Below are 19157 nucleotides of genomic sequence, written 5' to 3'. Positions count from 1 at the left end.
GTGATGGGTGCGAAATATCTAGTGATACAGATGCTAAAGGGTCGTGGTTTCAATCCACGCACCCGTGATGGGTGCGAAGAGTAGGTATCTGTCAGTCTTGCTTGGATGGTTGTTTCAATCCACGCACCCGTGATGGGTGCGAAAAGCCTAAAATATTAACTATAAAAGCCCTATCAGTTTCAATCCACGCACCCGTGATGGGTGCGAAAACTAGCGGCTTTCGGTGACTTTGCGCGGTCTGTTTCAATCCACGCACCCGTGATGGGTGCGAAGAGCTTCACGCTCATAAATCAAACGATACTTATGTTTCAATCCACGCACCCGTGATGGGTGCGAAGACGAAAACTCTTGTGATGCGTTTCGCGGAACTGTTTCAATCCACGCACCCGTGATGGGTGCGAAAAAGTATCGGTACACAAACAAAGAGATTGTCGAGTTTCAATCCACGCACCCGTGATGGGTGCGAAAACTAAGGATTTGGCTAGCAATAATTTAAAAAGAGTTTCAATCCACGCACCCGTGATGGGTGCGAATATTTATTGATGAGGATTGAGACTATGAATAAGTTTCAATCCACGCACCCGTGATGGGTGCGAACAAAATTGACACAGCTTACAAAAAAGGAGACAGCGTTTCAATCCACGCACCCGTGATGGGTGCGAAGACACTGTATAAATGCGCATGGGCGCAGGTAGTGTTTCAATCCACGCACCCGTGATGGGTGCGAAGATAGTGATGTTTAGGTCGCTATCAACCGTCAGTTTCAATCCACGCACCCGTGATGGGTGCGAAGGTTTACTTTTTTTCTCTATAGTTTTCTTTAAAGTTTCAATCCACGCACCCGTGATGGGTGCGAACGCATTAGACGCGATGGTGATCGCACGACAAAGTTTCAATCCACGCACCCGTGATGGGTGCGAAATCATCGTGTAAGTAAATCTTCATATACCCATCGTTTCAATCCACGCACCCGTGATGGGTGCGAAAACTGCCATTGCACCTGTTGTTCCGCTACCCATGTTTCAATCCACGCACCCGTGATGGGTGCGAAACCTTGGTATGACTCAATATTGTTAGCGGGATTGTTTCAATCCACGCACCCGTGATGGGTGCGAAAGCGGCCTTTACATCTTCCCATCGTTCAATAGGGTTTCAATCCACGCACCCGTGATGGGTGCGAAGGACAAATCGTGCGCTTTCATCTTTGCTTTGTTGTTTCAATCCACGCACCCGTGATGGGTGCGAAAAGCCGCAGCAGAAAAGCCGTTTACTTTAGCGGTTTCAATCCACGCACCCGTGATGGGTGCGAAAAGATTGCAGGCATTATGACCAAATCAGGCGCGGTTTCAATCCACGCACCCGTGATGGGTGCGAACTGTTTTAATAACCTATGGATTTTGCTTGCTGTGTTTCAATCCACGCACCCGTGATGGGTGCGAAAGTTACTGGCTGTCTCTGTGCGTCCTAGTGCGAGTTTCAATCCACGCACCCGTGATGGGTGCGAAACTAGCACCAGTAAACACCAAAGCATACGGTGAGTTTCAATCCACGCACCCGTGATGGGTGCGAAAAGCTAGAGCTGATGTTGGACTACCTGCTGTTGTTTCAATCCACGCACCCGTGATGGGTGCGAATAATATAAGAAGCCGACTGGCCATTGGTGCAGATGGTTTCAATCCACGCACCCGTGATGGGTGCGAACACTACCTGATGCGCCTAAACTTATCGCATCAGAGTTTCAATCCACGCACCCGTGATGGGTGCGAATTTAGTAAAAAAGCATTAGCTGAGGCATGGGTAAAGTTTCAATCCACGCACCCGTGATGGGTGCGAAGCCGTATCTTGCCGCACCGGCTGCGAGCTTTTGTTTCAATCCACGCACCCGTGATGGGTGCGAAATCTGGACGATTCGGGTTCTTGTACAGAATAAAAGTTTCAATCCACGCACCCGTGATGGGTGCGAATGTCGTTAATTCGCTCATCGTCTTATTCCTTATGTTTCAATCCACGCACCCGTGATGGGTGCGAAGGTTATTATAGCACTAACCATCTAAGTAAGGCGTTTCAATCCACGCACCCGTGATGGGTGCGAAACGCACCAAGCATTGCCCAAATAGTGATAAAAAGTTTCAATCCACGCACCCGTGATGGGTGCGAAGCGCATTGCATGAGTATGTGATTACCGAGCCAAGTTTCAATCCACGCACCCGTGATGGGTGCGAAGCACTCTTTGCAATTACCTGATTTGCCGTCCTTGCGTTTCAATCCACGCACCCGTGATGGGTGCGAATTTGCTAGGGCGATTGCTATATCCAAACTTGACGTTTCAATCCACGCACCCGTGATGGGTGCGAACAGCACCTGACCATCTTCAATAGTTGGTGACATAGTTTCAATCCACGCACCCGTGATGGGTGCGAACGGTGATGATGGTGTTTGCCGACAATATGGTTGAGTTTCAATCCACGCACCCGTGATGGGTGCGAATTGACAAAAGCCGCACATAGACCGCCCGCTGTTGTTTCAATCCACGCACCCGTGATGGGTGCGAAGTCAGGTATTGCAGGACGTTTACGACGGTAAAGAGTTTCAATCCACGCACCCGTGATGGGTGCGAACACAGTGGGACGGTGACATTGGCAGACAATTCGTTTCAATCCACGCACCCGTGATGGGTGCGAAAAAGTTGTCTAGTTTTGTGATTTTCATTCAAAGTTTCAATCCACGCACCCGTGATGGGTGCGAATCCTTGTAAGCTCCTATGCTTGCTTAGTTGTTGTTTCAATCCACGCACCCGTGATGGGTGCGAAGAGGCGTATTAAATAGTTTGCTTCTTTCGCTGGTTTCAATCCACGCACCCGTGATGGGTGCGAATAGATGGTTTTGCAATGCTACGAGTAAGAGACATGTTTCAATCCACGCACCCGTGATGGGTGCGAAATGCGTCAAGGCTAGATGATGATGCAACGAAAGTTTCAATCCACGCACCCGTGATGGGTGCGAAAACTACGCGCCCGTTCTCGTCAACCTCAACCGTGTTTCAATCCACGCACCCGTGATGGGTGCGAAAGAAGCTATTGAAAAAGCACAGCAAAAACGATCAGTTTCAATCCACGCACCCGTGATGGGTGCGAACATCTGCTCATCAGTCATACCCCTAGTCACTGGTTTCAATCCACGCACCCGTGATGGGTGCGAACTATGCACTTGGCAAAAACTCACCAGCGCAGTTAGTTTCAATCCACGCACCCGTGATGGGTGCGAAATGTTTGAAGGCTTAAGTCAGGCAGACAGGACGGTTTCAATCCACGCACCCGTGATGGGTGCGAACATCTGCTCATCAGTCATACCCCTAGTCACTGGTTTCAATCCACGCACCCGTGATGGGTGCGAACACTTGGCTTTACTCGTTTGTCATTGACCCACTGTTTCAATCCACGCACCCGTGATGGGTGCGAACCTGGTCATGTTGGGGTTCTAACTCAGGTATCACGTTTCAATCCACGCACCCGTGATGGGTGCGAATGCTGCAATGCCGCGATGGGCGCGCTGAGCTGCTGTTTCAATCCACGCACCCGTGATGGGTGCGAAATCAGACAGCCGTTGACCGAGCTAGAACAACGAGAGTTTCAATCCACGCACCCGTGATGGGTGCGAAGGTGGTGAGATTGACATCACGACCGCTGACATGCTGTTTCAATCCACGCACCCGTGATGGGTGCGAATGCCTTTTAAACCGTCCTAACCGATGAATGTACCGTTTCAATCCACGCACCCGTGATGGGTGCGAAAGACGTGTTTGCTGTGCTTGATGATGAGTGGGTGTTTCAATCCACGCACCCGTGATGGGTGCGAAATGGTGCTGGCTCGAGTTTTTTAGGCATGGCGCGTTTCAATCCACGCACCCGTGATGGGTGCGAATTGCCTCTACGCCGTTATCGAGCAAAGAGGGCGGTTTCAATCCACGCACCCGTGATGGGTGCGAACAAAGCACATTCAGCCAGCCACGTCTGTTTCGGTTTCAATCCACGCACCCGTGATGGGTGCGAAATGCTTCGCGGTACTCCTCGCTCGCAGCTCTTAGTTTCAATCCACGCACCCGTGATGGGTGCGAATCCGCGCTTGTGGCCGTCCGTGTCGAATATGTGTTTCAATCCACGCACCCGTGATGGGTGCGAATTGCGCTTCTAGGTCAGCCCATCTGCGATTGATGCGTTTCAATCCACGCACCCGTGATGGGTGCGAATATTGGCAAGGTTGGAGTATTAGCGCCATTGCGGTTTCAATCCACGCACCCGTGATGGGTGCGAATGTCTAGCGCGGTATAGATCTCTTGTTGCTGTTGTTTCAATCCACGCACCCGTGATGGGTGCGAAAATATCACAAGTCCTGCGCTGTCACGGCTCAATGTTTCAATCCACGCACCCGTGATGGGTGCGAAGCCTGATGCGACCTTCCGAAACTCAATAAACTTATGTTTCAATCCACGCACCCGTGATGGGTGCGAAGACATGATTGATAAAGGCACATTTACTATCGATGTTTCAATCCACGCACCCGTGATGGGTGCGAAGATTCCAAAAAGTTAAAACTGGCCGTCAAAGTGTTTCAATCCACGCACCCGTGATGGGTGCGAAGTAAACAAGAAAGATAACCCAGTTTATTTTTATCGTTTCAATCCACGCACCCGTGATGGGTGCGAAAGCGATACTGGTTGCGCCTTTGTGTCCACCAGGTTTCAATCCACGCACCCGTGATGGGTGCGAAAGTGTGGCTAATCTAGCCGATAACCACGGCATGTTTCAATCCACGCACCCGTGATGGGTGCGAACTTCACCCCAAGCGTTCTCAAGGCCTGTACTCGTTTCAATCCACGCACCCGTGATGGGTGCGAACATCGCCAGTAGCTAGCCAGACAGGGTTAACTTGTTTCAATCCACGCACCCGTGATGGGTGCGAAGATCCAGCTCAAGTGGTATTGTTGAGTTTGACAAGTTTCAATCCACGCACCCGTGATGGGTGCGAAGATTGAAACTCGCATAGTTGTCGGCTTCGATGACGTTTCAATCCACGCACCCGTGATGGGTGCGAAAACTATCACTCATGGTGTGCGCGAGGTGATAGGGTTTCAATCCACGCACCCGTGATGGGTGCGAAGGTCTTGTGAGTTTGAAAACATCAAAGGTTACAGTTTCAATCCACGCACCCGTGATGGGTGCGAAATTCATTTTGTTTAGTTGATATTAAACAAAATGGTTTCAATCCACGCACCCGTGATGGGTGCGAACACTAGCACGATTAGCACCAGTACGATGTGAATGTTTCAATCCACGCACCCGTGATGGGTGCGAACTGGCACAGCATATCGCAGACGCAAGACAATCAGTTTCAATCCACGCACCCGTGATGGGTGCGAATAATTCTTTGATCAACGACGCGCCTAAAAAGGAGTTTCAATCCACGCACCCGTGATGGGTGCGAAAGCAGATACCAGTTTCGGATTGTTGTAAGCGTCTTGTTTCAATCCACGCACCCGTGATGGGTGCGAAGGTTGGGATTATCGCGGTGGTGGTGTTATCCAGTTTCAATCCACGCACCCGTGATGGGTGCGAATTTCAGAGCCGCTGGCCTATCATCTTCATGATGTTTCAATCCACGCACCCGTGATGGGTGCGAACATGGGGCATAGAGCAGCTGACCGCTTGAGACAGTTTCAATCCACGCACCCGTGATGGGTGCGAAGACTCCGTAGTAGAGTGTTGCCTCATTCAGTCTGTTTCAATCCACGCACCCGTGATGGGTGCGAATCGCCCATATATCTACAATTTCGTTAAGCGCATCGTTTCAATCCACGCACCCGTGATGGGTGCGAATGTGTTGGATCAAACGCCCTACCGTACCCACTAGTTTCAATCCACGCACCCGTGATGGGTGCGAAAAAAAAAAGCCCTACACTAACGTGTGGGGCTTGTTTCAATCCACGCACCCGTGATGGGTGCGAATTAAGCGCATCGAAAGTCATCTTGCTCATAAGGTTTCAATCCACGCACCCGTGATGGGTGCGAAGCTTTAGGGCGACCGCTAGAACATTGATTGTTGAGTTTCAATCCACGCACCCGTGATGGGTGCGAAAGCCAGCCTTGCCAGCCTACTACATGGCTGTCGTTTCAATCCACGCACCCGTGATGGGTGCGAATATCTATCCACTCAGGATCACAACAGCTCTATGTTTCAATCCACGCACCCGTGATGGGTGCGAAGTTTTGTGATTATTTTGATGATGCGATTGTTGAAGTTTCAATCCACGCACCCGTGATGGGTGCGAAGATTTTGTTTTTAAAAAGTCGTTTCCAGCTAACGTTTCAATCCACGCACCCGTGATGGGTGCGAATTTTTTATCTGGTGTAGATTTAACGTATGCTGGTTTCAATCCACGCACCCGTGATGGGTGCGAAAATTAAAGTTATCCAAGCGCGGCATCAATCTAATGTTTCAATCCACGCACCCGTGATGGGTGCGAATTCTGTGTCGCTACCTCGGTCAGCCACTTATGGTGTTTCAATCCACGCACCCGTGATGGGTGCGAACTTGGTATCCGCGAGCAGTGGTTTTACCCTTATGTTTCAATCCACGCACCCGTGATGGGTGCGAAGGTTGAGCGGTTTTTACTGCCACCTATTACCACCGGTTTCAATCCACGCACCCGTGATGGGTGCGAACATCTGATCGTCAGTCATTCCCCTAGTCACTGGTTTCAATCCACGCACCCGTGATGGGTGCGAAGCGACTGTCATGCCAAGATGCCCAGCTAGCTTGTTTCAATCCACGCACCCGTGATGGGTGCGAAGGTGATGATATGGTTGTGACTCTAACACCCAAAGTTTCAATCCACGCACCCGTGATGGGTGCGAACGGTAGAGAGCTACCATAACTTAAGAGAGAGTGTTTCAATCCACGCACCCGTGATGGGTGCGAAAGCCCCTAGTTTAAGTCGCTAATAAGGTTAAGGAAAAACCTTGGAATATGCGAACGTCTAAACCATGAGCGAATTTGGCAAACATCTTGCTTACCAAGTTTTTAATGTGAGAAAATAAAGATAGTGAAATCAAGTTGTTAAATAGCATTGCGATCCCTTTGCGAGTCTCCTAGAGATTTTATGTACACTATAGGTTCGCATCGACCTTATGACAGTCAAATAGTAGGTTTAAAAGTGATTATTTATAATGATAGCGGCTAAAACAGCAATACATCGTTTAAGTCTAGCACAGGTTTTGCTCCTACGTGCTCTACTTTACTTTGCCAGTTTTTACCAAGATAGTAATAGCGCAAACTATCAACGCTATGATCGATAATATCTTCAAGCTTGGCTCTAAGCATTGCCCACTCAGCTGGATTGACCTCAATTTCAAATACTGAGTATTGTACCCGTTGCCCATAGTTCAAACAATGCTTAGCAATGTGGCGCAGACGTTTGGCACTCGATGCACCCTCTGAGCTGATATCGTAAGTGACCAATACCATCATAATAACCTTCCTTGTTTATTTATTCTTTATGCAGCAATTTATTTCCATAAAAAAGGAATATAAGCATCAATATCGCCCCTAATATGACGCGCCATAATTGTCGCCTGCAAATGCGGTAGTAAACCAAAGGGTACGGTTTCCTCAAACCATTCATGATAAATGGTTTGCTGCTTACGGTCATGCCATGCCTTAAAAAAGGTTTGCCTAGCCTCATCCTTAAGCCAAACTGCGCCATTCGCTTCAGTCTTAAAGTCTGATTTACCCAGCTGCTTTTTATTAATAAGTGATAATACAAAGCGATCGACGATAGGACGAAACTCTTCAACTAAATCTAATGCAAGTGAAGGGCGCCCAGGGCGTAGTTGATGGAATACCCCGCAAGACGGATCAAGTCCTACGGTCTCAAGTGCACTACGGCAGTCATGAGTCATTAAGGTATAAGTAAAAGAAAGTAGGGCGTTGACGGCGTCGGTCGGCGGATTGCGAGTGCGTTTAGCAAAGCTAAAATCAGGGTTGCGAATAAATTGTGGAAACACACTAAAGTAAACGCTCGCCATCTCACCCTCACGACCTAACAGGTCAGGCAAGTTTTGCGTAGTCAATATTTTATTGAGACCGCGCTCTAAGCGCTGCTGCGCTGAGTCCAAGCTTTTAATTGTAGACTCATCTAGCTGGCTTTTATAATCGCGCAGATAGCGGCGAATGACTTGGCGTTGATTATGGACTTTACCTAAGATAATACTATGACAGATTGGCTGTACGCGCTTAGGGTCGTCACTGATGCGATATTGCTCACGGCGAAGGAGTACATTGCCACTGACCGCACCTTCGATACGCGCTTGGAACTTACCATATTGATTCAGATGAGTGATGGTAATGGCGTTTTCGGTACAGTGCGCCATCAGTGCAGGTGATATCGACACTTGCCCAAAGCAGACAATCGCATCGAGCTTATGAATAGGGACGCGACCTTTGACCTCATAGTCGATATTCATAACGACGTTTTCGCCCTGTTTATTGAGCCATGCGCCTTGGGTTTGCACGAATAAGGTATTTTTTAATGAGCGCATAGGGTTTCCTAATCATTATTTTCTAGCGTTCAGCTGTGTATTTTTGAATATAGCTCTTTATTGTGCTAGGTTAAATGGACTACTTCTCAACTATTATCAAGGAATAAAACATGAGTTACTCCAATAACGAAGCTGATATGCAAAATCCTAACAAAGGGTCTGACGGTACTAACAAAGCCTATGACCAGAATCAAGGTAATAAAGGCAAGCAGTTAAATCCACAACAGCCGAAGAATGATGCGCAGCCGCAACAAAAGGATTAATAGCTTCACTGCTTTATGCAAATACATTAATAAATTAGTGATCCGTTTCTTCTAAACTGGTCACTATTTTTTTGTTTAACCAAGCCTTGGCATTTTTATTAAAAACCTTAGGATGGCAGATGTCTTTGAGTGAACAATTTCGGCATTTACTGGTACTATAACTTGGCTTTGGCGTCTGCTTAGATTCAATAATATGCCGACACTCGTTAATCGCATCTAAGGTAATTTGCCGCAGCTCCTCATCAAAACCTACCGTATGACGGCGACGGGTTTTACCATAAAACAGCGCGCCCTCACTGACGGTGCAATCATGCATATCTTCTAAGCATAGTGCTTGCGCGCACAATTGCACTTCATCCGCACGATGTGATTTGGGCTTACCGCGTTTGTATTCGATAGGAAACGGAATTTGTGCGCCTGTATCATCGGTGTGATATTCGACCACATCAGCAACCCCCTCTAATCCAAGTGCGCGATGGCCAAGCGGTAGCGTGCGCACGGTCTTTATATTGCCACGCGTATCGTGTCCGCCACTGTTGACCTTTTCGTGCATGACTTGCCCTTCGGCAGTAAAGACATTCTCCGCCCACGCGCACTCAAGCTCAATCAGCGCAAACTGACGCGGACAGAATAAGTAATGCTGCAAGCGGGATAGGTAGAGGGTTTGCATTTGTGTCCGCCTTTTTAATTAAAAAGGTGAGCAAGCGCTTATCGTTTACGCCTGCTCAATATCTATGACGATACGAAAAGTTAAAGGTTAAAACCCTTCAATAATATTAGGCTCTAATTCTGCTAAAGCTGACTTTAACGCGTCTTCATCAAATGCGCCGTGATTATCAAGCAATTCCTTTAAACTGCGATGCACCTTAGCAGATGAGTGTTGCCCTGATTTGCTGCTATGTTCCCACCAAATGACCTTTTTGACCTGCATGCTGCCTTCAGGACGAGCAGAGGAAGCGTCACCTTCGAACAGCTTAGGGAGTATCTCTTTGATCTTGTCGGCATCAGCATCACTAAAACCTGTACGTTCCGCCAGTTGCGGCGTAATCGCACCATAAGTCACATAGATGCCTTTATCCACGCGGTGCTTCATACCCATCGTATCGCTGCCTTTTTTCGTACCATCGCCTTCACCACTGACGCTTTTGGTGATTTGGGTACTGGTGATATCAACAGGCTGTAAGCTAAAGGCAGATTGAATACTGACAGGACCACGGATAGGGATAGAGACACCATCAGCATTTTTAGCATCTGCTTTAAAGGCAAACACTTGACCAAAGGCACGTACATCGAACCATTTTTCACAAGCTTTTTGCGCTGTTTCATCACGTTTGGCTTCAATGTTTTCTTTTTTGTTGGCTTCAAAAGCATTTTTGCCTAAACCAACGTCTTCGTCATAAGCACGATTTTTTAAGCTGGTCATGCCATCAGTTTTTTTTTCATCCGACTGTACAAAAATAGTTTCACCCGCCTCTTGTAGTCGGTCACGGATTTTGCGTTTTAGACACACATCAGTAATCTCGCCATTCCCTGCAAAGTCAGTACGAGGACGGTTACCGTTTAGGGGGTCGCCGTTTGGATTGGCATTATTCACTGCGATAATGATGGCAAAGTCAATTTTATGGTTTAAGGTATTTTCGTTGGCGCTCATGAGGTTTCCTCTTATTTATCATTGAAAATAGGTTGTCGCTAGGTGTTGACTGGATTATGCAGCATCGCTATCATTTTCTACTTCGGCTTTCGCGTGCTCTTTGTCTAATTTAAATTGCATTTTTTGGCTGTGATACCCTAATAAAAATTCTCCCGATAATGCCGAATCATCGGTAAAACGGTCGCTGGTAAACGCACTCATGATTTCATCAATCAGCTGCTGTTTTTTAGCCAAGTAGCCACCGCGATTGGACTTTAGGCGGTTTTCATAAGGCTTTAGTGCCAGCTCAATGTTGCGCCATGTGGTAAAAGGTCGATTGGCGAACTGTTGCATATAGCGCTGGGCGGTGGTGTTGCGCTTTTCTCCAGCGACATATAGCGCGAGGCTTTCAATATCTTCAGCAACTGCCAATAAACGTCCATACAAATAGTCTCGGCTGGTAAGCTCAGGTTGTAGTGCCACGGTATAGCTCCTTTTTTTATCGTCTGATTGTCTTAAATAATAGCCACGGTATAAGGCGCACGCCGTACTTAGCGCTTGTTCCCATTCCCAGTGCTCAAGTGCCAGCGGGTTACAAGCGCGTTTGATGCACAGCTCGACCAGCTGTCTAGGAAAGCGGCGTGCTTCTCCCTCAACGATACAGGGCAATACTTGAGCGACCACTTGTTTTTTTAGCGCATCGGACAGACGTGCACCATAGGCAACCTGCGCAATCTGTTTTGGGGTAGGCGATTGAATACCCAGTCGTTGCTGATTGCTGTCATCATCTCTATAAGTGTGATACCACGCAAACTGCGTATACCATGCTTGTAAGGCGTCTATATATTCACTGGGCATACTTTCATGGTAGTACGTCACTGCCATACGTCCAGGAGTTGCAGCTTCTAAGGTGATAATAGAGATTTGGTCATGCGCTTCAAGCTTTTGGCGATAGCCCTGTAAAGTATTGCGTAAATGTGTGGCAAAACGATAACCCAAGTCGTTAAGATGCTGAAACGTAGGTTCTGTACCTGATGCTTCGTCATCGTCATATTCTTCAAAGTCATCATCGTCATTGTCAGATGTCTTAGATGCGTCTAGTACGTCCAGCGGTGCGGCGACGCTGGTTGGTTGCGGCACTTCAATACCTGATATTGACCATGCAACGATGGCTTGTCCCGCTTCTTCGCGTCCTTGTCGTGACAGCAGCCATGATAGCGCGGCGTGCGCCTTTTCGGTAACCACGGCGCTAATACCTGCTGCCTGCATACCTGTTGCATCGGTAAAGCGACCACGAAACGTGTAGCCTGTCGCATCATTAGCAGAGATGAGTTTGGCATTGGTCGCGCTGCGTAAGATGCGGTTGGGGTGCTTGCTGGCGAGCGGACTGGTGCCGCCAGTGATGTAACAAAAGCCATCGATACTGTCTAAAGTGGCGTAGAACTGCTGCCATGCGGCAAACAAGCTGTCATCACGCCATGTCTCGGTGACGTGCTGAGTAGGGGTGTCTAAACTACTGGCAATGACATTCCACGCGATAAAGGCTGCCCCTTGATCGAAGACGCCTTTGTTTTTATTGAGTGCTGATAAAAGGCTATCGGGATAATCGCTGGCTTGTTCAGGGTAGGCAAGCTTGCTTTTGTCATTAGGGTCAATAATCAAAACATGAGCGTCGATTAAATCTTTGACCAGCGTGCCTTTTTTGACGTAAGTTAAGACGGCTTGTGCTTTGGGGTGAACGCATTGTGATTCGCACCAACTAGTTAATAACTCTATGTAGGGTTGGTAAAAGTCTCGTTTGGGGTTAACAGCATACCCTTCAAAATAATCACCAGCTAAATACTGGACTTTATCAGATAAGGGGTGAGGTGGAGGTATTTGTCCTGCACGTGTGGCAGAATCATTGGTCGCAGGAATGGCAAGGTATTTTGATTTGACTTTGCCATTGTCATCGCGGCACACCTCAGCGCGGACAAAATCGCCTCTGTCATTAATGGTGATGACAATTTGCACGTTTTGATTGACATGATAATAAGGCATCAGCTTCTGGTCTTGCGCTTGGATGTCGGCGTTTTGACTGGCAGCTTCATAGGTTTGGTAAAGTCGTTGTAACCAGCTCATAAAGAGGCCTCCGTCTGACTTACTGACTGCATGTTATTATCAAGCGCAAAGTCTTTGGCGCTCATAGTGCGAACAAAGCGGTTTGGCATTCCGTTTTGGGCATCTAGCGTTAAGTTGTCTGTAGGCTTTGGAAAATCAACAATGCCAAAGCGCATAATGGCTTGCCAAAATCTGCTATGCAGTGCGTCCAAGCCTGTCTCGTCAGGGTAGGCGAAACTATGAAACATCAAGCCATAACCCAGCTCATCAACGTCATCATAAGCCCCTGTGCCGCTACCAAACTCGCAAGGCTCGACATAGCCTTGACACTCGCGTGTACCTAAAAATATATCTTGGCGTCCGCCTTTATCCAGCATACGCTGGGCAATACTGTAATGTTTGCCATCGATGCGGTCAGCGGCCAACTCGGGGCGGTGCATGTTCCATTCAAAGTGCGCTTGCACTTGATAGGCGACATCATGCAAATAAGTGTAATACGCTAAATCGTTGCCGCTTTCATTAAACTTAATCGGCTTGACGCCTTTGGTCTGTGTACGGATAGGATTGATAACGCGCACTCTGTCGATATACCAGATGATGGAAGGTTTCCAGTAAATAGATTTACAAACCCCCTTTAACGCCTCATAAGTTGGCAGATGATAGCTGGTTTTTTCGCCACCAATACGGGTGATGGGGTCGGTAAACAGGGCATGACGCCCTGTAAGTAAAAATTCAATTTGGTTTTTCACAGTTTCTCCTTTTACTTTGTATTTTGATAGGGCGCAATGTCTGTCTGTCCTAAAACGCTAATAAATCCAATTCACTCGTTCCTTCAATATTAAGTCCCATCTGCGCGTCATAAAATGTCTCAGATAAGATAAAAATACCTGTGTCTCTGACAGTATGTAACGCGCCTGCGGTAAATAGAGCGTTAAAAGTATGCGCAAAGACATTGATACTGTATTGCTGCGCGTCTCGCACCAGCTGATAAAAGTGGCTGTCACTCACGCTTGTATTACAAAGGGCACTAATCAGGTGCCGTCCTTCCTCAAGGTACGGCACAATAATGGCTTTGGTTGGTGCGTCAATGGCTTTAAAGGTGCGCCCTGCGTCCATAAAGGACTGCCAAAGCTGCGGAAACTGCTCAGCTTGATGCCGCTGTATATTGTTGTTATTAGTCAATGGATTGGTGCTGTTACTGCTCAGCCAGCTATATAAGGTTTCTGTACCTGTAGACTTACCCTTGCTGTCCTTAATGGGGTATGCCATTTCTTTTATACCGTGCTCGGTCTGATAGTAATGATGGAAAAACTGCTGCATAATGTCGGGGTGCAGCAAATGTACATCGCCATATGTGCTATGCGCCCATTGGGACAGAATATTGCTCATGATGGCCTTTCCTTGAGCGATGGTAGGCAGTTTATTCAGGTTTTCGCTCTCTGGACGTACGATAAATACTTGCCCTTTAACAGGCTTGTCTTGGTCGTCACGCATCTCGCCATGACGGTTACAGCGTCCCGCCGCCTGTGCGATACTGTCAAGCCCTGCCAAAAAGCGCACGACGGAACGAAACGATACATCCACGCCAGCTTCAATAAGCTGAGTTGAGATTACCAAAGTTGGTAAGCCTTGTTTTAAACGGTTTCTAATTTGGTTTAATAGGTCTTTACGATGGCGAGCGCATTGGGATGTACTCAAATGATATAGCTCGTTTTCAGGCACGGTGTCTGATAGTTTTTGATAAAGCTGACTGGCCCACGTCTTGGTATTCACGATGACCAAAGTGCTGCTAAATTGAGCAAAGTTATCTCTAACATAATTTGTCAAACCATCTAAATCTTGAGGGTTTTTAGTATGGTCATGAGTATCGACGCGCTGCAAAGTATCGAATAGGGTATGTAGCTGAGCGCGCTCGCCAATGATTTCGGTAGCAGAGTTCAAGCTGCCATTATGTGCTATCGGTAAGTTGTCCAGTACGGGCTGGGTGGCGGTGCACAGCACAGCGCTTGAGTTGGCGTGAGTGGTCAAAAAATTGAGCGCGCTACAAAATAGGTAGTAGCAATTCATTGGTAAAGTCTGTATCTCATCAAAAATGAGCACCGCACGACTTAACTGATGCAAACGTCTAACGCCTTTAGTGCCGCCGCCAAAGCAGCTTTCTAAAAACTGTACCATGGTGGTAAACACAATGGGTGCGTTCCAATTATCCATAATCAGTTTGCTTTGCCACGTCTGTACGTCAGGCTCTAGGTTTGAATGTTGTTCTAACACCCATTGACCATCAAAGATGCCGTCAGGGCTTTCTTCTTCCAAAATCTTACGCACCTCAGCAGCATTCTGCTCAATGATGCTGGTAAAAGGAATAATGTAAATGATGCGGTCAAGGTTATGCCTTTTGGCATGTTGCACAGCAAAGCGCAGGCTGGCGAGTGTCTTGCCGCCCCCTGTCGGTACGGTTAGGGTAAAAATACCTTGGTCAGACTGTGCAGCGTGTAGGCAAGTTTGGGCGATATGGTTGCGCTGTTCATTGATTGGGTTTGGCGGGCTATGCGCTGCTTTATCAGCGAAGCCTTGATAGAGGGTTTCGATTTTATCTATCGCGATTTGCCAGTCTGGTCGCGTGTCATCTAAAAGATGGGCTTGGTTTGGGTGTTCGAAAGCGATGCTGTTGCTACGGTCAGCATCAATCAGACAGCTAAACAGCAAGCGAGTCAAAAACCCCAAATAAAAGTCTTTTTGCTTGTCCGTAGCGCGGCTATCTACCATGATTTTTTTGACAATGCCTTGAAACTCTTTAAGCGTGTCTTTTTTAAAGCTGTCACCCAATTGCGCAAACAGCTGCTCTTGTTGGGCACGCTCTAGTGCTTGGGTATAATGCGTGTCTTTTTCAGGTTTGTTTTTGCGGTTGAGTAAATATGGCTGGGCATTTTGTCCGACGACATTAACAAGCCCACTATGATGTGATGCCACACAGATAAATAGCATATCCGCAAGCAGCTGTCCTTCATAGCGGCAGATTTTTTGTTGTGTATGTGCTTTTAGATAACTTGAGCCTAATTTTTCAAACTGCTCTTTAAGATAAATAGCGCCCGCTGTAGAGTGGTCCACTGAGCCTTTAGTTGGTTTCCCTCTACGTAATATTTCAGCCTCTTCATCTTCATCTAAACCCAATTCTTTATAGTTAGCATGGATGACACACTCTTTTATATACTCTTGAAACGCCGTGCTGTATTTGCCAAGATCATGTACCAGTCCAATCAACTCACCTGAGAGGGGTAAACCAATTTTGGCTGCTAGTGCTTTACTTATCTCTGCCGTACCTGTTAAATGGTCATAGAGTAGTTGTTCGCTACCATCACTCTGACGCACATGCGCAATAAATTTCTGCCTATCAGTATTGGACTGCTTTTTTTGAATTTCCATGTCTTCCATGATTTTAAATCCAAACAAGAGTTTTTAATTTATTTAATAGACAATAGCCTAATTTGATCAGGATAACAACACAGAAATAAAACATTTACGACAACGGATGTCGTTGAAGGTTTAAAAGGCAATAAAAAACCAGACAACCTAAGTTATCTGGCAATAAGTTACTTCTAAAAACTTATCTATCTACAATAAGCTGTCCACCAGAAAAACTGATACATCCTTCACAGAACCAAGATTTTAATTTCCTTGCATGAGGGATATCTGCTGGTACATCTAATTGATAGGGAAGGCCGCAGTACTCACAGTGTACGTCGTCTAAATAAACCTGACATTTCGCAAGTTCGGTAAACAATTCATCAATCTCCATGTTGTGGTCATAACAAAGCAATTCTAAATGCGCTATATAATCACTGGGCGACACATAGGACCAATACTCAAGGCACAAACGCTTTTTTGTATCATCAAAAGCTGAATCAAAGACGAAGTTCATGCTCATAATACCCTCCTTAGTATCCATAGCCAGTTTGTGGTAGTAGCTCGTAGAGCTCACTCTGTAGCTGACTACACATATCATCAACGACATAGTCAGGATTGACATCTAAGCGCGTCTGAACCCATATGCGCAGCGCCATATAATTATCAAAGCAACTATCAATACTTAGGAACCTAGCCAAACCAGTACCTGACTGAATACAGAGCTCACAAATGAGGTAGTTAGCAATATTATCTGCGCCATTACTGACATAGCCACTAGGTTTAAACGTCGCATGCAATATATCGTAATCAATCATCTTCATTGTGAGGCCCCTTATCTGTAGATACCTGAGCAATCTGACTGCGATTGACCAATGCTTCAAATGCACTACCATCCTGCCGAGTCATATTCGGTACATAACGACTATAGGTGTTGAATAGCATCTTGGTCGTAGCGTGCCCCATTTGACTGGCAATCCACTCAGGACTTTCGCCAGCAGCCAACCATAGCGTCGCTGCGGTATGACGAGTCTGATAAGCATTACGCTTTTTGAGACCTAAAATCTTAAGAGTAGGGTGCCAAACACGTTTATTCACGTTGTTGTAATCAAGTGGCTCACCCGTATGCGCGCAAAATACATAGTCAGATCGCTTATAAGTGATGGTCTGCTGTTCCTTCAGAGCATCGTAGACCCAAGGTGACATTTGAATCGCACGGTAAGACTCTTGAGTCTTAGGAGGAACAATTTTGCCTTTAACATAAGCTTGTTTGATCACAATCTCACGTCGATTAAAGTCAATGTTCTCCCAAGTCAATCCATCAATTTCACTCGTACGCATCCCTGTAAAAAAACGTACTAGATAATAATTGCGATAGTCTGCTCTTACACCATTAATAAATTTCCAAACCTCATCTAGTGTGAATGGTTGAATATCCGTTTTGGGCTGTTTGAGCGCATTGATATCGTAGTAAGGATTATCAAATTTATAGCGTTTAGCTGCTTCTTTTAGTATCATACCTAAAGGTACCATGATCGAATTGATGCGTGCCGCTGACAGATGTTTGTTAGCTTTTCCGTACGTTACTTTGGCGAGCGATGAACGGAAGGCTAATACATCTGTCTTTTTTATGAGATGAATGGGTTTAGTCCCAAACTTAGCAATCAAGTACATATCAATAATCTCCTTTATTTTACGCTTATAGGTATCGCGCCATTCAATTTCTTTTTCAGAGAACCATAATTCTGCAAACTGTTCAAAAGAGGGCGTATCGGTATTAATACATTCCTTGCGATCGTTTAACGCTACCATCTGTGCCGCTTTGTCACTTTTTGGAAAGTACTTAGCGTAATTGAACAGTCCTAAGATGATTTCTGCTTTCATTTTCTCAGCCACTTTCTCAAGCTTCTTGCGATTCGCTGGTGTGTCTGTTAGGTTTGTCGTCTCCCGACAGCGTATACCCATATAATAAAAATCGACAAATAGCATATTGCTCCCTTTGCGCCTTCTGATACTAGCCATCATATTTCTCCTTATTGTAGTGCCATGGCGTTGACGCTACCGGCGATACCAGTACGCATATCTTTTTCAATCTCCTCCCAAATGTACAAAATCTTACGACCACCAAACGGCCGGATGTAATGAATACCTTCGATAAGCACAGTATCTTTGAGCTCATTACGTATCGTACGAGGGTTATACTTAATGAGCTCAGAAAGCTCTTGGGTAGTTAGGTAGGTATGTGACATAATAAATTCCTTGTAAGTTAATTAGACAACTAGATTGTTTTATCGCTATAACAAATAATTTCATAAAAGTAATTTGTTATTCGATAGAAGTACTTTACTAGTTATAGTAATTCAATGCAAGTACTTTTTTAGTCTATTAAGGAATTATTGATGATTTTATGTAATTTACCGGTACTACTAGCTGAACGGCGTATGAAAGTGGCAGATTTGATAAGAATGACAGGAATTAGCAAGTCGACTATGCACAAGATCTATAATGAGCAAACATCAAGAATCGATTTCGAGACTATGGATAAGATTTGTGAAGCATTAGATATTGGCGTAGGCGACTTATTTACTTATGTACCTAACGAGTCGCTAGATGAAGAAAAGTAAATTAGTTTTAGGGTGGTTTTAGAACAACTAGAGTAGAGGTCAAAAAGACTATATTGATAAATAGGAAAAATTAAGGGAAGGCGCAACTTGGGCACATTTTGGGCACACAGATTTTTCAGTGCTAATTGTTTAAATGTAGAAAGGTCTAAAGTCTAATTAATATTAATCTATCTATTCCGCCACAGCCCTTATATTACGGGCATAAAAAAAGCCCCAATCTTAAGATTGGGGCTTTTCGAATCTGGTAGGCGTAATCGGATTCGAACCAACGACCTCTACCATGTCAAGGTAGCGCTCTAACCAACTGAGCTATACGCCTATTTAGGCCATGCATTTTAGCAAGTTTTTCAGACTTTGCAAGCCTTTTTTATAATTATCTTATTTTATTATCATAATATTTGACGTCACGCGTTATTATCAAATACTACAGTATGCTTTTTATGTATATTTTCTAAATATTTATTTTAACCAGTTTAGTTTTTATTGTTAATAACAGCGTAAAAATTAATGAGTAAGCTCTTATAACTGATATCATATTCCTCTA

At 45.9% G+C, this 19157-nt stretch carries 13 protein-coding genes, 1 tRNA gene and 1 CRISPR repeat array (1 of these 15 only partly in view); of the genes, 2 read left to right on the top strand and 12 right to left on the bottom strand.

Annotated elements, in window-relative coordinates; genetic code table 11:
- Positions 1-6976: direct repeats of the CRISPR family, unit length 32 nt; unit sequence GTTTCAATCCACGCACCCGTGATGGGTGCGAA (it extends 4194 nt beyond the left edge of the window).
- A gap of 257 nt (positions 6977-7233) precedes the next feature.
- Positions 7234-7524: a CRISPR-associated endonuclease Cas2 gene (gene cas2 / locus HL061_RS04360; protein ID WP_212564314.1), complete on the bottom strand. Its 291-nt coding sequence runs from the start codon at positions 7522-7524 to the stop codon at positions 7234-7236.
- Positions 7525-7562: 38 nt separating this feature from the next.
- Positions 7563-8594, bottom strand: a complete 1032-nt coding sequence (cas1c, locus tag HL061_RS04355; RefSeq protein WP_071002008.1) for a type I-C CRISPR-associated endonuclease Cas1c — start codon at positions 8592-8594, stop codon at positions 7563-7565.
- Positions 8595-8704: 110 nt separating this feature from the next.
- On the opposite strand from cas1c, the gene HL061_RS04350 reads away from it, so the two are divergent.
- The gene (locus tag HL061_RS04350; RefSeq protein ID WP_197496727.1) at positions 8705-8857 is read left to right on the top strand and encodes a hypothetical protein; all 153 of its coding nucleotides are present in this window, start codon (positions 8705-8707) and stop codon (positions 8855-8857) included.
- 34 nt (positions 8858-8891) lie between these two features.
- On the opposite strand, the gene cas4 is transcribed toward HL061_RS04350, so the two are convergent.
- The 9 genes from cas4 to HL061_RS04305 all read right to left on the bottom strand — a co-directional run bounded on the left by cas4 (position 8892) and on the right by HL061_RS04305 (position 18238).
- On the bottom strand, positions 8892-9527 hold the full coding sequence (gene cas4 / locus HL061_RS04345) for a CRISPR-associated protein Cas4 (protein WP_071002007.1): 636 nt from the start codon (positions 9525-9527) through the stop codon (positions 8892-8894).
- A gap of 87 nt (positions 9528-9614) precedes the next feature.
- Entirely contained in the window at positions 9615-10508 is an 894-nt protein-coding gene (gene cas7c / locus HL061_RS04340; protein ID WP_252962551.1) for a type I-C CRISPR-associated protein Cas7/Csd2, read from the bottom strand.
- 54 nt (positions 10509-10562) lie between these two features.
- Positions 10563-12608, bottom strand: a complete 2046-nt coding sequence (gene cas8c, locus HL061_RS04335) for a type I-C CRISPR-associated protein Cas8c/Csd1 (protein WP_252962550.1) — start codon at positions 12606-12608, stop codon at positions 10563-10565.
- Positions 12605-13336 (bottom strand): type I-C CRISPR-associated protein Cas5c, encoded by a 732-nt coding sequence (gene cas5c / locus HL061_RS04330; protein ID WP_238036735.1) that lies wholly within the window; start codon positions 13334-13336, stop codon positions 12605-12607. Before cas5c ends, cas8c begins: the two co-directional genes overlap by 4 nt.
- Positions 13337-13385: 49 nt before the next feature.
- Positions 13386-16019, bottom strand: coding sequence for a CRISPR-associated helicase Cas3' (gene cas3 / locus HL061_RS04325; protein ID WP_238036737.1), 2634 nt, complete (start codon positions 16017-16019; stop codon positions 13386-13388).
- A 172-nt stretch (positions 16020-16191) separates the two neighbouring features.
- Positions 16192-16512, bottom strand: a complete 321-nt coding sequence (locus HL061_RS04320; protein WP_252962549.1) for a hypothetical protein — start codon at positions 16510-16512, stop codon at positions 16192-16194.
- 10 nt (positions 16513-16522) lie between these two features.
- On the bottom strand, positions 16523-16813 hold the full coding sequence (locus HL061_RS04315; RefSeq protein ID WP_071002000.1) for a hypothetical protein: 291 nt from the start codon (positions 16811-16813) through the stop codon (positions 16523-16525).
- A complete protein-coding gene (locus tag HL061_RS04310; RefSeq protein ID WP_071001999.1) occupies positions 16800-18011 on the bottom strand; it encodes a DUF3596 domain-containing protein in 1212 nt (403 codons plus the stop codon). The genes HL061_RS04315 and HL061_RS04310 overlap by 14 nt, the downstream gene beginning before the upstream one ends.
- An 11-nt stretch (positions 18012-18022) precedes the next feature.
- Entirely contained in the window at positions 18023-18238 is a 216-nt protein-coding gene (locus HL061_RS04305) for a hypothetical protein (RefSeq protein ID WP_071001998.1), read from the bottom strand.
- Positions 18239-18388: 150 nt separating this feature from the next.
- On the opposite strand from HL061_RS04305, the gene HL061_RS04300 reads away from it, so the two are divergent.
- Positions 18389-18613, top strand: a complete 225-nt coding sequence (locus HL061_RS04300; RefSeq protein WP_071001997.1) for a helix-turn-helix transcriptional regulator — start codon at positions 18389-18391, stop codon at positions 18611-18613.
- Between the two features lie 242 nt (positions 18614-18855).
- On the opposite strand, the gene HL061_RS04295 is transcribed toward HL061_RS04300, so the two are convergent.
- Positions 18856-18932, bottom strand: a tRNA-Val gene (locus tag HL061_RS04295).
- Positions 18933-19157 lie beyond the last annotated feature (225 nt).

The sequence above is a fragment of the Psychrobacter sp. PSP genome (genome assembly GCF_024085615.1).
GTDB lineage: Bacteria > Pseudomonadota > Gammaproteobacteria > Pseudomonadales > Moraxellaceae > Psychrobacter > Psychrobacter pacificensis.
The sequence above is the reverse complement of the archived record's forward strand: the minus strand, read 5'-3'. Positions and strand labels throughout refer to the sequence as shown.

Coding starts and splice junctions, on each gene's coding strand:
- cas2 (WP_212564314.1), bottom strand. CDS start 7,524: ATGATGGTATTGGTCACTTACGATATCAGCTCAGAGGGTGCATCGAGT.
- cas1c (WP_071002008.1), bottom strand. CDS start 8,594: ATGCGCTCATTAAAAAATACCTTATTCGTGCAAACCCAAGGCGCATGG.
- HL061_RS04350 (WP_197496727.1), top strand. CDS start 8,705: ATGAGTTACTCCAATAACGAAGCTGATATGCAAAATCCTAACAAAGGG.
- cas4 (WP_071002007.1), bottom strand. CDS start 9,527: ATGCAAACCCTCTACCTATCCCGCTTGCAGCATTACTTATTCTGTCCG.
- cas7c (WP_252962551.1), bottom strand. CDS start 10,508: ATGAGCGCCAACGAAAATACCTTAAACCATAAAATTGACTTTGCCATC.
- cas8c (WP_252962550.1), bottom strand. CDS start 12,608: ATGAGCTGGTTACAACGACTTTACCAAACCTATGAAGCTGCCAGTCAA.
- cas3 (WP_238036737.1), bottom strand. CDS start 16,019: ATGGAAGACATGGAAATTCAAAAAAAGCAGTCCAATACTGATAGGCAG.
- HL061_RS04320 (WP_252962549.1), bottom strand. CDS start 16,512: ATGAGCATGAACTTCGTCTTTGATTCAGCTTTTGATGATACAAAAAAG.
- HL061_RS04315 (WP_071002000.1), bottom strand. CDS start 16,813: ATGAAGATGATTGATTACGATATATTGCATGCGACGTTTAAACCTAGT.
- HL061_RS04310 (WP_071001999.1), bottom strand. CDS start 18,011: ATGGCTAGTATCAGAAGGCGCAAAGGGAGCAATATGCTATTTGTCGAT.
- HL061_RS04305 (WP_071001998.1), bottom strand. CDS start 18,238: ATGTCACATACCTACCTAACTACCCAAGAGCTTTCTGAGCTCATTAAG.
- HL061_RS04300 (WP_071001997.1), top strand. CDS start 18,389: ATGATTTTATGTAATTTACCGGTACTACTAGCTGAACGGCGTATGAAA.